Genomic DNA, 14,530 nt, shown 5'->3' on the forward strand with positions numbered 1-14,530 from the left:
TGGGTATGAAGAACACAAAATTGCTTTTCGCCCTACTTTTGGGTCTGATAACTGTAACTCCTTCTTTTGCTCAAAATACCGGGAATATTTCCGGGGTTGTAACAGAAGATGGAACCAATGAGACATTACCAGGGGTAAACGTCAGAATTGTTGGTTCAAATTTTGGAGATGCCACAAATGTAGATGGCCAGTTCAATATTAGGAATATTAGGCCCGGTGAATATACGGTTGAGTTTACATTTATTGGGTTTCAGGTTGTTCAGGTTACGGGAGTAAGAGTAGTAGCTGGTGAAACAACAGAGTTAAACCAGGCAATGAAAGAGCAGGTCCTGGAATCTGATGAAGAGATTTTAGTAATTGGTGAAAAACCGATATTTGATGTAGAGAAATCAAATACTTCTATTACCATTTCAAAGGCTGATTTAGAGGCAGCACCCATTCAGCGTGTTGAAGATGCTGTTTCACTTCAATCTGGCGTAGTAAAAGATCCAACGGGTCTGTACATCAAGGGTGGTAGAGCCTACGAAACAGGGTTTGTGGTTGATGGGGTATCAGCGCAAGACCCATTAGCAGGGACTGGTTTTGGATTGGATTTGGGATCCAACTCATTCAGCAATGTCGAAGTAATTACTGGTGGGGTTGGAGCTGAATATGGCGATGTGACTTCCGGAGTTGTAGCAGTACAAACTCAAAATGGTGGCGAGAGATTCGAAGGTAACTTCACTCATAAAAGAGATAATACGGGCTCAAATAACCTCGACAACCAGGCCAATTTCTTTTCTGATGTGTATGAATTCAATTTGGGAGGCCCTGGGATTATTACTGAAAAATTACTTCCTGCTCTAGGGATTGATTTGCCAGGTACCTTCACATTTTTTGCTACTGGTCAGATAAGCTTAACAGATGGCTATACAAAGCTTTCTGCAAACCAGATTTCATCCTCTATTACCAATAGTGATTTTTGGTCTCCAAGACAGGGTAATCGTTGGAATGGAATGTTTAAGCTAACCTACAATATTAAGCCTGGTATGAGAATGCAGGCTGCCTATCAGCGTTCTCTAACAATTAACCAGAATACCCGAATGCTTCAGATTACCGGAGCAGATACGCAAATCAGACCAGGTTTCCAGTTTGCGTTTTCTGATGGATTCCTGGATAACGCAAATACCTATACCCACGATAGTAACCTTTCTTACATAAAGTGGACACAGACCTTATCTCAAACTGCTTTTTATGAAGTTCAGTTTAGCCGTTTATTTACCCGGCTCAGAGCGGATGCAAACGGAAGAGACTGGAGGCCTTTAAATGTAGACAGTGAATTTGATCCGGAAAGTATTGTAACTACACCTGCACAGGAATTTGAAGGAACCGATGACTTTACCTATGTGTTGGCAGGGCCTGGATATTTCAATAATGGTGGTATCGCAACACTATGGCACGATCATTTTGCGGAAGAACTAACACTTAAAACTTCTATAACCAAATTTTTTGCAGACAGGAAAAATCAAATTGTAGCGGGTTTCGAATTTAAGTTTAACGACTACCAGTGGATTGATATCACCCGTCCTTGGATTGGTGCTCCAATAGAGATTAGCGAAGGAGTAGTATCCGAAACATTCAGAGTAGGAGAGACCTTTGATGCCTGGAGGGTTAAACCAAAGCGAGGCGCGTTCTTTATTACGGATAAGGTTCGATATAATGGTTTAATTGCTAATATTGGCGCTCGAATCGAGTACTGGGCTCCCGGAAAATATGTAGATGATGCAGTAAATGACGCTCTCGATGAAAATATAATTTCTACCATTCCTGATTTTGTAGCTCAGGACTATATTGATAGCAGTGTTGAGATTTTTGGGCTAAGATATAAGTTCAGGTTCCTTCCTAAAGTAAACGTTTCTTTCCCTGTACGGGAGAACCAGGTACTGTTTTTCAATTATGGTCATTCAACCCGACTTCCGCATCCTAGTTTTGTGTATGCCGGATTGGATCCTTTTTTACAAGACCAGTCAGATTTGCCTGATCTTGGAAACCCCAACCTGGATCCTGAAGTTGATATCTCCTATGAAATTGGTTTGAGAAACCAGCTTACTGCAGACGATGCATTTAATGTTTCTGCTTTCTGGAGAGATAAATATGACTTTGTAACTTCACAAACGATTCGTGTTGCGGATGTGGATGGCCGAGATGTTACTAAAGCTTTTCGGGTTAATGGAGACTATGCAAGATCTCGTGGTATTGAGATGTCATACATCAAAAGATATCGGGATCTGTTACGTGGTCAGCTTTCATTCACTTACTCAAGAGCAGAAGGCTTGAGCTCTACGAACGACGAGAATTTTGAATCCATTAATGCAAGCCAGAATATTGGTGCTAACGTTGAGACCCCACTTGCCTGGGATCGCCCATTCGATATCAAAGGGAATGTAACCTTCACCTATGATAGATCTCAGCCTTTATTTGATTTGCCTGCATTTAATCAGTTTCAAATGTTCTTATCCGCTGTTTGGAGAAGTGGTACCCGCTACACTCCAACTGAGCTTGTAGGTTTTGAGAGGAACCCCGTTACCGGAGAGCAGAATTGGAGACCTATATATGAGCGTGTTGATGACCCTGCACAAAGGTTTAGCAGGGTAGGTCCTGCCTGGTTCTATATGGATTTTAATTTCCGCAAATGGTTTGAAGTGAACGGAACCAGGGTTGCTGCATTCGTTGAAATTACGAACTTACTTAACAACAGAAGTTCTGTGATTGTAAATCCGGTTACAGGCGAAGGTTACAAAGAATATCCAACCAGTCAGGCTGAACTTGTTGCTTTGCGGAATGATCGCAGTTACGACGTTCCTAGCAATGTTAGGGATCCAAGATATATTGATCCTACCGACAACAATCTACCGGCTTACGACAATCCGGCAAACTATATTGAACAACGACACATAATGGTGGGCTTCTCGGTTCAATTCTAGAATGAGATTAATGAATAAACATATCAATATTTGCCTGCTCCTAATCTGTGTGTTGCTATCCGGTAAAGCAAAGGCACAGAGTTTTGGCGAGGATAGGGCAGGAACAGAAAGTTTTCAGTTCACAAAAATTGCCGTTGATCCCAGAAGTGCAGCAATGGGGAATTCTAATATGGCTGATGCTACGGATGCCTCTAGTTTGTATTGGAATCCGGCGCTTTCAACTAAGCTTGATGGCTCTAGTTTGATGGTGAATCACACTGCCTATTTTGCGGGAATCAATGTAGATTATATCAGTTACGTACATCGGCTCGGAAATTTTGCAATTGGTGGAGCGCTGCAATATTTAGGTTCTGGAGAAATTCGGGAAACTACCGAATTCCAACCCTTTGGTACCGGAAGATTTTTTAGTACTCAACATATCTCATTAGGCGTGTCTGGTGCACATCAGGTAACGGAACTATTTAGCTATGGAATTACACTAAAGCTTCTTACTGAGAGAATAGAAGAAGTTAGCTATAGCACCGGAGCAATCGATTTTGGTTTTCACTATCTGGTAGGTACAACCGGACTTAGATTTGCAGTCGGAATAAATAACTTTGGTCTCGACGCTGACCCAACAGGTTCAACAACCCGTGAGAACCTAAACGGTGTAGAAGAAGTTGAACCAGATGAAAGTTCATCGCTTCCTACCCGTTTCCATATAGGTGCTGCTTATGATCTATATGAAAGTGAAAGTTCGAAGCTTGTTGTAACCGGTCAGATTACAAACCCAAGTGATAATTCAGAGCGATTTAATATCGGAACGGAATATGCATTTATGGATCAATTCTTTGTACGTACTGGGTATGAGTTTGGAATTGAAGAACGAAAAATCCCGAGTGTAGGCGGGGGAATAAAATTAGACTTTATGAGCCGTATACTAAGGGCAGATTACGGATATACTCTATATGAGCGTCTTGGCCCCATTCACCGAATAGGAGTAAGCTTCGAACTATGAGAACTTCTGCTATAACATATCTACTATTATTACTGTTGGCATTAACTTCAGCTTCGGCATGTGATGCTATTTTTAGTTCAAAATCAGATTCTGAAACCGATGAGATTTTTGAAGAAGGTCGTATCGATCCTACCCTTGAAAATGTAGACGGGTATGCGCCAGTACTACCATTTTGGGGAGGCTTTGATGCACCTACCGATGTTCATGTAGGTTTTGACGAATTTGTATATGTAACCGATGCCGTTGGGGTACATCTGCTTGATCGGGCTGATTTATCACCAAGGGTAACGATCCCTTTAAGGGGAGCGGTAGCAGTTACCCAGGATCGATTGCTGAATATATATGTAGCGGCAAGAATTGATACTGTGGTGGAATCAATTGATCCCGGGATAACATGGGATTTACCAGCTGTTTATAAAATCAAGAATTTGAACGGTGTGGGCCCAATTCAGTATGTCGATACCCTGATTTTTCCTTTTGATGATGCCAGTTTAAGTACCACCGCTGCACAAAACTCTAGGCTGAACAGGAGCCTTTCTGTCAATTATGAAAATGTTGAAATAACGGGTATCTCTGTATTAGGTGATAATTCGATATATGTGACCAGAAGAGGTCCTTTTTTAGAGTCTGATCAGGTAGCTGCTCCGGACAATACGGTACTTGAGTTTCAGCGTATTGTAGACGGGGGTGTGCGCACCGATAAGATGAGAAACGTTCGTCAAATTCGAGCATTAAGCCCTAGCATTCCTTCACTAAGAAGTGGAATAGGTATCAGCTCCATTTCAAGTTTCGTTTCTCCTCCACAGCGAGATAGCTTCACAGAGGATAGAAGCTTTATGATTACCCAGGCAGACCAGAGCAGGGATATCCCATTTAGGGTGCTTTGGATTAATGCTGTTGAAACGGTAGATGGATTGATCTTCGAGCAAAACTCAGAACTATTGGCTCAGGATACATCACAGGCTGATGGGTTTATGTACGACCCGAATAAGTTCATGCTTCCTGAAGACATTACTTTCGGGGGAGATGACGACAGCTATATTTTTGTGGTAGATGCATTAACCGATTCGTTATACCAATTCCAGTTAAATGGTCAGGAAGGAGTTCCCCCACCCGCTGGTGCTGAAGATCAAACACGTCAAGTTCTGGTTTCTTTTGGCGGGAATGGTTCTGGGCCTAAGCAGTTTAATATGCCTAGCGGGGTAGCCTATTTTAATCGAGTTATTTACGTAGCCGATAAAGGAAATAATCGTATTTCCCGATTTAAGCTTACTTCAGACTTTGAATAATTTACAAGGATGAAAAAAGTCATCCTTGTAAATGTTAGAGAATTCAGTGATAATTCCCAGTACTTGGGATGTGATGAACCCAATCAAACTTCCTGTCTCTAGGTCATCCTGAACTTGGTTCAGGATCTTTGCAAGGAGTCGTTTTATGAAACGTCTTATATAATAGGAACAAGGATGCCTGTATTGTCAAAGATCCTCAGAGTGATGAAGAGGTGCAGATAACAGGAGTAGGATTATGGAGAAAGACTATAATACTAACAGGAAAGAGTATTAGCAGGCAATATGAGGTTAGCCTTTTCTTAAGATCCCGAATCAAGTTCGGGATGACTAATAGGTGGAATAGAGTGGGTTGAATGCTACCAAAACTACCATCGAATTATCTACCATCTATGGTCCTGAATCTTTTCTATTTTAATTTGGATTGCATCTAATGTGAGAGCACTAGATATTCTCAAAAATCTCAGACGAAAAAACTCACTCAAAGAATTATGGCATACGTTGTTACCGAGCCCTGTATCCAATGTAAATACACAAACTGTGCTTCAGTTTGTCCTGTTGACGCTTTCCGTGAAGGCCCGAACTTTTTAACTATTGATCCCAATGAATGTATCGATTGTGATGCATGCGTTTCAGAATGCCCGGTAGAGGCTATCTTCCCTGATGATGAAGTGCCTGATAAGTGGGAGCATTACATTGAGCTTAACGAGCGTTTAGCCGAAGCCTGGGAAGACAATATCATCAATGAAACGAAAGATGCTCTTCCTGATGCCGATGAATGGGCAGAAAAAGAAGACAAGCTTGGTGACCTTATTGAAGAGTGGTAGTTAGTTAATCGTTATTAGTTAATAGTTACGGACACCAATAACTAATAACGATTAACTCTTCCCATACTGAGAGAATTTTCTTACATGACCTCTTCCCTAAAAATAATGGGCATACTTAATGCCACCCCTGATTCTTTTAGTGATGGAGGAAAGTTTGATAAGGTGGATTCTGCAAAGCAGCGCATATCAATGATGATACAGGAAGGAGCAGATATCATAGATATAGGAGGAGAATCTACCCGACCCGGATCTGACCCGGTTTCTGAAGAGGAAGAGCTTAATCGGGTGATTCCCATTCTTAAAGCAACAGTTCCAGAATTCAAGAATGCTACTTTTTCTATTGATACCACAAAATATGAGGTGGCGAGCCAGGCATTGGATCTGGGAGCTTCTATTATAAATGATGTGAGTGGTTTGGAAAGAGAACCTCGGTTTGCTGACCTTGCGGTGGAGTATGATGCCGCTTATGTACTTATGCATGCCCAAGGTGATCCTAAAACCATGCAGGAAAATCCAACCTATGTGGATGTGGTTGATCAGGTGATGGAGTTTTTTGATAAAAAGATTAAGGAGCTTACTGCAAAAGGAGTAGCAAAGATTATCCTGGATCCCGGAATTGGTTTCGGAAAAAAGCTCCATCACAATCTTTCTTTGATTGCACACCTTGACAAATTCAAAAAATTTGGCTTCCCTGTATTAGTTGGAGCTTCCAGGAAATCAATGATCGGACAGATTCTCGATAACAGACCGACTGATGATCGCTTAACCGGAACTATTGCTGTTCACTACCATTCATTAATGAATGGAGCAGATATCTTAAGAGTTCATGATGTGAAGGAAGCCTCCGATTCAATTCGTATATTCGAGGCGATTCAATCACAATCTTAGACGGAGCACCCCTTTGATACCCATTGGGTTTTTAGATTTCGGTATTATGGATTTTATCGAAACCCTGCTTATTGCAGGGATTCTGGTATACCTGTATCAATGGATTAGGGGAACCTTTGCAATTCAGGCCGGGATTGGAATTGTGCTCCTGGTGATTGTGAACCTGGTGATAAGGGTATTAGGCTTTACCACACTCGATTTCATTATGAGCGGGATTATGAACGTGGGTATCCTGGCTGTGTTTATCATCTTCCAGCCTGAGATTCGAAAACTCCTCTATCGCCTGGGAACAAACACCAGCCTTGATCGCTTTTTTGCTCGCTCCAGCTCTGATGAAATGATAGACGAAATTATTGAAGCGACTAAAACCTTATCCAAGGAAAAGATTGGAGCTCTTATAGTTTTCGCTCGTACATCTGGCTTGCAGGATATTATCGATGGCGGGGTAGAAGTTGATTCCAAAATCAAAAGCGAGTTAATCGTAACCATCTTTCGAAAAGAAACTCCGTTACATGATGGAGCGATCATTATTCGTAATAACCGAATTGTAGCGGCTAGTGCCTATCTCCCTATCTCTCAAAATCAGAATATAGCCCAGTCATTTGGAACCCGTCACCGCGCGGCTGTAGGAGTATCCGAAATCAATAATGTATTTGTGCTAGTGATTTCAGAAGAGACAGGTCGTATTTCTATCTCTCGTAACGGCTCTTTGACCAGTGGTCTTACTATTCAAAAACTTCGTGCCGAAATGGAAGAAACCTTCGGCTCTCAAAAATTCGAAGAAGAAGTTGGGTTCAGTGCTCCTCAGACTGAGATTAATTTGAAGTAAAGCTTCACTAAAGATTAATTACAAGGTTCAAATTTATTCCCAGGTTGCTTGGTTTAAACTCTGAGGGGGAATAATCAAAATTTCCTCCATACGCATCTAACCCGGGATAGTCCTCATGCCACTGCTCATAAGGGTGTACATCACTAGCTAAGCTCGTTAATGCCATATTATAGAATGGAGCAAATTCCCAGGTAACTTTTTCAAGGTGAAAAGCTATTCCAAAGCTTAATGTGCCACTTAGCGCGTAATTGTTTAATGAGATATCAGATTCTGGATCGGGATGTGTCTTTGCCCGGTTTAAGTGATTTATAAATCCAAACTCTGCGAAGAAGGAGCGGGTATTAGCTCGATCATTCAAAATTAAATGAGCTTTAATTGGAATGTTTATAAAAGAAAAATTTCGATCAAAATGTAAGGTTCTGGTGGGTCCACCTTCTCCAACTTGATAGATTTCCCGGTATGTGTTGCTATTATATGAAACTCCGCTTATGAGAGAAAAGCGTTTAAAAAGGGGAGCTCTAAACTCAATTCCAAGTCCATAGCTAAAACCACTAGAACTACCGGTAGTTGCACATCCCTCAATACATTGATCAAGTTGTCGAGAATAAAAAGTAGAAGGGAGATCAAATGCACTGGTGGAGGTTATTACTACTAACTTGAAAGCTTCATCCGAAGAAGACTCCTGAGCAAAAGAAGGCCTGAATAACACTAGTATGAATAGAAAGAATAGAAAGTTTTTCATATGAAGTTTCACTGATTCAATAATTATTCATTCTAGTTAAAATGTAATTGCAGACTTATTATTACATCCAAAAAACGAAAATCGTACCTTCTGGGTTAGAAAACCGTTTCCACGAAAGAAATTGACTCCCATGTCAGATAGTAACGAACTACGAAAGCAAGGTCGAACCAGTCCTGAAGGTATTCATATTCAAACGTTATATGATGAGCAGGATGTGAATGATCGAAAGGTAAATGCAGGCGAAGCAGGTGCTTTCCCATTTACCCGCGGGCCTTATCCTACTATGTATACTCAACGTCCATGGACGATCCGTCAATACGCCGGATTTTCAACGGCAGAGGAATCCAACCAGTTTTATCGGAAAGCTCTTCAAAAAGGCCAAAAAGGGTTAAGCGTAGCTTTTGATTTGGCAACGCACCGGGGATATGATTCGGATCATCCACGGGTAGTAGGAGATGTAGGGAAAGCGGGCGTAGCTATCGATTCAGTAGAAGATATGAAGATTCTATTCGATGGCATTCCCTTAGATAAGATGTCGGTTTCGATGACCATGAATGGCGCGGTTATTCCTGTGCTAGCAGCCTATATTGTTGCAGCAGAAGAGCAGGGAGTTTCTTTAGAGCAACTTAGTGGTACCATTCAAAATGATATCCTCAAAGAGTTCATGGTACGGAACACCTATATCTACCCTCCACAACAATCCATGAGATTGGTTTCGGATATCATCGCATTTACTAGCGAGTTTATGCCCCGCTTTAATTCTATTTCTATCTCGGGCTATCATATGCAGGAAGCTGGAGCTGATTCGGCACTGGAATTGGCATTTACGTTAGCGGATGGATTGGAATATGTGAAAACAGCGGTGGAAAGTGGTTTGGATGTAGATGCTTTTGCGCCACGACTTTCTTTCTTTTTTGCGATCGGTATGAACTTCTTGATGGAAGTAAGTAAGCTTAGAGCGGCACGGACACTTTGGGCAGAGCTAATGAAAGAGCATTTCTCTCCAAAGAACCCAAAGTCGATGATGCTACGGACGCACTGTCAAACTTCAGGATGGTCACTAACTGCACAAGACCCGTTAAATAATGTGGTTCGAACTACCATCGAAGCAATGGCAGCAATATTGGGAGGAACTCAATCATTGCACACTAATAGCTACGATGAAGCCATTTCACTTCCCACAGAAACTTCATCCAGGATAGCAAGGAATACGCAAACCATAATCCAGGAGGAAACAGACATCACCCATACCGTAGATCCTTTAGGAGGTTCTTATGCGATTGAGTCAATGACTCATGATCTTAAAGAAAAGGCCCGCGCTATCATCAATGAAGTGATGGAAATGGGAGGGATGGCAAAAGCTATTGAAGAGGGATATCCAAAGCGTAAGATTGAAGAAGCGGCTGCTCTTAAACAAGCTGGGATTGATAAGGGAGATATCACCATTGTTGGAGTGAATAAATATGTAAATGAAAAGGAAGATCCGGTCGAAATTCTGGATATTGATAATGCCGAAGTACGTAACAAACAGATCGAACGCTTAGACGAGATCAAAGCGAATAGAGATAATCAGGAAACTAAACAAGCCCTGGTTGCTCTAACGGAAGCAGCTAAATCGGGTGAGGGAAATATTTTGGCCCTTGCAGTTGAAGCCACACGCAGAAGAGCAAGTGTAGGAGAGATTTCTACTGCTCTTGAAGTAGCCTGGGGACGGCATACAGCCAACAATCAAACCATAAGCGGAGTGTACGAAAGCGTGTACAAGAACGATAAGCACTACAAGGAAATTAAATCCAAAATTGAGACATTTGCTGAAGAGGAAGGTCGGAGGCCGCGAATCCTGGTTGTGAAAATGGGGCAGGATGGTCATGATCGTGGAGCTAAAGTAGTAGCTACCGCATTTGCCGATATGGGCTTTGATGTGGATGTTGGCCCTCTTTTCTCAACTCCTTATGAAGCAGCAAAACAAGCCATTGAAAATGATGTGCACGTAATTGGGGTTTCAACTCTGGCTGCGGGTCATAAGACTTTGATTCCTGAGCTTATCGGTATTCTAAAAAAAGAAGAAGCAGGCGAGATTGTGATTGTGGCGGGGGGAGTAATTCCGGTACAGGATTATGACTTCCTGTATGAAGCAGGAGTCTCTGCAATCTTTGGGCCCGGAACAAATATTCCAAAAGCAGCCTCGACTGTGATTGAAGAAATCAAAGCAAAACATGCATGACCGTTGAAGAACTTGCACAAGGTATCAAAGAAGGGAAGCGAAGGCATCTGGCTAAAGGTATAACCCTTGTTGAAAGTAATCGTGAGGAAGACCAAGAAGAAGCTCGCAAGCTTTTCGAACTACTTAATGCTAACTACGATACCATTCGAGTTGGAATTTCAGGGGTTCCGGGTGTAGGTAAGAGCACCTTTATAGAAACGTTGGGAAACCTATTAGTTAATTTGGGGCATAAAGTAGTGGTCTTAGCCGTTGATCCGAGCAGCCCTACTTCGGGGGGAAGTATTTTGGGCGATAAAACCCGAATGGAAACCCTTGCTAATGATGATCGAGCCTTTATCCGGCCATCACCTACAGCCGGAACTCTTGGAGGAGTAGCTAAAAGAACACGTGAGTCGGTATTATTATGCGAAGCAGCCGGATATGACGTCATTCTAATCGAAACGGTAGGAGTGGGGCAAAGTGAGTATGAAGTGGCTTCTATGGTCGATTGTTTTCTTGTAATGATGTTGCCAGGTGCAGGAGATTCCTTGCAAGGTATAAAACGTGGGATCCTGGAGATCACGGATATTCTTGTAGTAAATAAGGCAGATGGAGATCAAGAGAGGTTAGCTCTTAAAGCAAGAGATGAGTACGAGCAGACCTTTCGTCTTCTTCAACCCAAGTATGAAGGGGTTTCGGTTGAGTTTTTAGCCATAAGTGCTCTTGAAAAGAAAGGAATAGAAAAGGTATGGGAAGCCGTTGAAGGTCTTGTTTCGGTTCTTAAGGAAAAGAACTTGTTCAATAAACTTAGGGAAGTGCAGAACCTAAATTGGTTCAAGAGACTAACTGAAGATGAGATATTAAAACAGCTTTGGAATACTTCAAAAAACAAGGAAGTAGCAAAACAACTTGAAAAAAGAATTATCGCTAAAGAAATTTCCCCGTCTTCTGCTGCGTTTGAGATGATCTCAAAAATTCGAAATAAATAAAAAAGCCCACCTCAAAACAGAGGCAGGCTTTATTTGGTCAGGATATATTATTTAATAAGGGTCATTCTCTTATTTATGGTTTGACCATTATAGGTTAACGAGTAGATATAAATTCCACTGGCTACGTTAGTTGCATCCCAGGTTACCATATGTTCTCCAGCGTTAAACATTCTATTAGCAACAGTCGAAACTAATTGACCTGTTGAATTATAGATGTTCAACGAGACCTGTCCATTTTGAGGAATACTAAATGAGATGTTAGTACTTGGGTTAAATGGATTTGGATAATTGTCGTAAAGAACAACAGATTCAGGTGTATCTGTAACCTCGGGTTGGTTTCCGGTACTAACTACCCATTTACTTTTTGGTAGGCTGGTGGTGAATTCACTTGCAGGTACATACACAGCATAGTCGCGTGCTCCTGCCTCAACATATACGCGACCATCAGAATACACATAGGTGCTATCATCTGTCTCTACGTTTACCAAATAGGAATTAGCCCAGATATCAGTACCAGTAGTGTGATCAACCCAAAGCCCTTTAGTGGATGAGCTGTTGTCGTTGATCACTATGATCGCTCCTGTTTTAGTTCCGTTACCATTTCTTCTTGCAACATACACATCCGCCGCGTCACTGGATGGATAAGGATTTCCATCAGCACTTAGAACTTCGGTTGTTCCACCGAGATAGTTCTTTCGAATATGAATCAGGTTATCGATATCATCTCGAAGGCTGGATGGAGCCTGAGTTGTATAGGAGCTACTGTGAGCATCTTCTTGTAATGTGCCATAGTAATGAGAGTAAAAGACCGTTGGTCTACCTTCGTGAGTTAAGGTATAAGCATAAGCCATATCCCAATCACTGAAGACCCATTTATCATGCTCTTTACCAGTATCGTGATTGTCTACAAAAGTAACTACGCTGGTACCTGAGAGGGCATACCCTTCGGTATTTCTAATCATACCAGCATGGTCAAGTGTAGCGGTAATATCAGCTGTTCCGGCTGTATTATTAACGATATCATTCAATGAAAACTTTAATGGGAAATCGAAAGCATCAACATCAGCTCCTGTAGTAGTTGTACTAGTAACGGTAGAGGTACCGTTGCTAACATTGGTTACCCAGGAATGAATAGAAGAAGCGTTCCCCCAGTATTCACCTACAATAAAGCGTTGACTTCCATTAAGAAGGGGAAGGTTGTTTACCCAATCGGCAACAAAAGTCTCCTGGAATCCACGTACAAAATCCAGTCTGAAACCATCAAACTCGATTTCATCGGCCATCCAATACCCCCAATCTTCAAGTCGACTAACTACGGTGGCGTCGAAAGTGTTTAAGTCATTCCCAAAGAATTTGGTATTTGTTATGATTTCATCATTTCCAGGGTATCCTAACCAGTCGTTGCTGTCAACCGGATGAAAATGATCATGATTCCATGAGTAGTTCGGCTCTCCGGTTCCGGTATGAGTAACATAAGAAACTCCGGTAGCGGTATGTGCTTCAAGAGTAGTATTTGCAAGATTGCTTCCACTAAACCAGATAGCAGAAGGGTAGTATCCATTGTTTTGGTCTGCCCATTGCCATTCCCAGTTTCCTCCTGAATCAGTTCCTTCTTTTCTTGCGGTGATCTGTATTACTATATCCGCAGAACTGGATAGAGTGATTTCATATTCATCAATATCTCCGGACGAATTTATGTGCCCTCGCACCGTGGTTCCTGAAGATGAAACGGTATTATAGTTACCACCTCCATCATTATTTTCTGATTCCCAAACAGTAGTGCTTGAGGCGCCGCCTCCCGTCCAGTCGATCATAACATCATAACCACGTTCGGTATAGCTGGCTCCAAAGTCGAGGTTATAACCTGATATTTGGATATAGTAAGTTCCAGTAGCAGCACTGGGGATAACCCAGGTTATTTCATTGGTTGGATAGGATTGATACTGCGTTCCGTTTATATAGGCTTCATCAAATACATATTGTTTCACATCGGGATTTGACTCCATATCATTCGATGACCCATAATAGTCTCCATCTGTGTACATATGATTGAGAACCATATCTGCGTATACCTCAATGCCATTATTGTGCATAGAGTCTATCATAGCTTCCAGCTCGGCTCGGCTACCAAATCTGGTTTCGGTGGTTCCCTTTTGATTGTAATTGCCTAGGTCGTAGTGATCATAAATCCCATAACCCATATCGTAGATACCAAAATTTCCTTTTGATGGCGAAGGAATCCACATTCCTGTGAAACCGGCATCGGAAAGGCTTTTTGATTTGCTTGCCAGTGAATCCCACCAGCTTCCGTTAAAGTTTGATGCGTCAACAGGTACATCCCAGTAAAAGGCCTGCATCATTACATCATCTTGTGCTTGGCTAAAATTTGAGAAGCTGAACATGATTACTAATAGCATTCCCAGTTTTATCTCTTTCATTTTTCTCCTTGTTTAGTGACTCTGTTATTTATTATGTAAGCGCTTTCATAAAGATTTAAAAAAAACGCTACTAAAATGAGTACACTCGGCGCTAAATGTTTCAAAATTTATACTTTTATAAATTTACGCTTAAGATTTACGTCAAATATGAAGCGGAATCGCTATGTTTTCTAAAAAAGAAGAAGAGAAAATAATTTTAACAGAATAGAAAAAATCAGTTAGCTACCTTTAGGGCGAAAACTGCGGATTATTCTGGGAGAGCTGTTCTATACTAAGCAGTAATTTGATGTTTAGAGAGCTTAAATGAATTTCGAAAAATCTGACTTTTTAATAGTAAAAAAGCGCTTACAGTTGTATATTTTCGATCC

General features: G+C 41.5%; 10 protein-coding genes. 8 read left to right on the forward strand and 2 right to left on the reverse strand.

The genetic code is table 11. From position 1 onward, the window contains the following. Window positions 1-5 precede the first annotated feature (5 nt). From ED557_05215 to ED557_05240, 6 genes are all read left to right on the forward strand, one after another. The gene (locus ED557_05215; protein ID RNC84791.1) at window positions 6-2,963 is read left to right on the forward strand and encodes a TonB-dependent receptor; all 2,958 of its coding nucleotides are present in this window, start codon (window positions 6-8) and stop codon (window positions 2,961-2,963) included. A gap of 52 nt (window positions 2,964-3,015) precedes the next feature. Then, window positions 3,016-3,960, forward strand: a complete 945-nt coding sequence (locus ED557_05220) for a hypothetical protein (GenBank protein ID RNC84388.1) — start codon at window positions 3,016-3,018, stop codon at window positions 3,958-3,960. Further along, window positions 3,957-5,249, forward strand: coding sequence for a hypothetical protein (locus ED557_05225; GenBank protein RNC84389.1), 1,293 nt, complete (start codon window positions 3,957-3,959; stop codon window positions 5,247-5,249). The genes ED557_05220 and ED557_05225 overlap by 4 nt, the downstream gene beginning before the upstream one ends. A gap of 488 nt (window positions 5,250-5,737) precedes the next feature. Further along, window positions 5,738-6,073 (forward strand): DUF3470 domain-containing protein, encoded by a 336-nt coding sequence (locus ED557_05230; GenBank protein RNC84390.1) that lies wholly within the window; start codon window positions 5,738-5,740, stop codon window positions 6,071-6,073. Between the two features lie 105 nt (window positions 6,074-6,178). Then, a complete protein-coding gene (gene folP / locus ED557_05235) occupies window positions 6,179-6,961 on the forward strand; it encodes a dihydropteroate synthase (protein ID RNC84792.1) in 783 nt (260 codons plus the stop codon). Between the two features lie 13 nt (window positions 6,962-6,974). Next, a complete protein-coding gene (locus ED557_05240; protein RNC84391.1) occupies window positions 6,975-7,790 on the forward strand; it encodes a TIGR00159 family protein in 816 nt (271 codons plus the stop codon). A 7-nt stretch (window positions 7,791-7,797) separates the two neighbouring features. On the opposite strand, the gene ED557_05245 is transcribed toward ED557_05240, so the two are convergent. Beyond that, a complete protein-coding gene (locus tag ED557_05245; GenBank protein RNC84392.1) occupies window positions 7,798-8,532 on the reverse strand; it encodes a hypothetical protein in 735 nt (244 codons plus the stop codon). 130 nt (window positions 8,533-8,662) lie between these two features. Here ED557_05245 and ED557_05250 point away from each other — a divergent pair, with 130 nt between their 5' ends. Next, on the forward strand, window positions 8,663-10,756 hold the full coding sequence (locus ED557_05250) for a methylmalonyl-CoA mutase (protein ID RNC84393.1): 2,094 nt from the start codon (window positions 8,663-8,665) through the stop codon (window positions 10,754-10,756). Then, window positions 10,753-11,724: a methylmalonyl Co-A mutase-associated GTPase MeaB gene (gene meaB / locus ED557_05255; GenBank protein RNC84394.1), complete on the forward strand. Its 972-nt coding sequence runs from the start codon at window positions 10,753-10,755 to the stop codon at window positions 11,722-11,724. Before ED557_05250 ends, meaB begins: the two co-directional genes overlap by 4 nt. 47 nt (window positions 11,725-11,771) lie before the next feature. Here meaB and ED557_05260 read toward each other — a convergent pair whose 3' ends face one another. Then, window positions 11,772-14,162 (reverse strand): T9SS C-terminal target domain-containing protein, encoded by a 2,391-nt coding sequence (locus tag ED557_05260; GenBank protein ID RNC84395.1) that lies wholly within the window; start codon window positions 14,160-14,162, stop codon window positions 11,772-11,774. Window positions 14,163-14,530: the final 368 nt, after the last annotated feature.

The sequence above is a fragment of the Balneola sp. genome, from assembly GCA_003712055.1.
Taxonomy (GTDB): Bacteria; Bacteroidota; Rhodothermia; order Balneolales; family Balneolaceae; genus RHLJ01.

Excerpts from the sequence above, each read along its gene's own strand:
- ED557_05215 (RNC84791.1), top strand. The coding sequence starts at position 6 with ATGAAGAACACAAAATTGCTTTTCGCCCTACTTTTGGGTCTGATAACT.
- ED557_05225 (RNC84389.1), top strand. The coding sequence starts at position 3,957 with ATGAGAACTTCTGCTATAACATATCTACTATTATTACTGTTGGCATTA.
- ED557_05230 (RNC84390.1), top strand. The coding sequence starts at position 5,738 with ATGGCATACGTTGTTACCGAGCCCTGTATCCAATGTAAATACACAAAC.
- folP (RNC84792.1), top strand. The coding sequence starts at position 6,179 with ATGGGCATACTTAATGCCACCCCTGATTCTTTTAGTGATGGAGGAAAG.
- ED557_05245 (RNC84392.1), bottom strand. The coding sequence starts at position 8,532 with ATGAAAAACTTTCTATTCTTTCTATTCATACTAGTGTTATTCAGGCCT.
- ED557_05250 (RNC84393.1), top strand. The coding sequence starts at position 8,663 with ATGTCAGATAGTAACGAACTACGAAAGCAAGGTCGAACCAGTCCTGAA.
- meaB (RNC84394.1), top strand. The coding sequence starts at position 10,753 with ATGACCGTTGAAGAACTTGCACAAGGTATCAAAGAAGGGAAGCGAAGG.
- ED557_05260 (RNC84395.1), bottom strand. The coding sequence starts at position 14,162 with ATGAAAGAGATAAAACTGGGAATGCTATTAGTAATCATGTTCAGCTTC.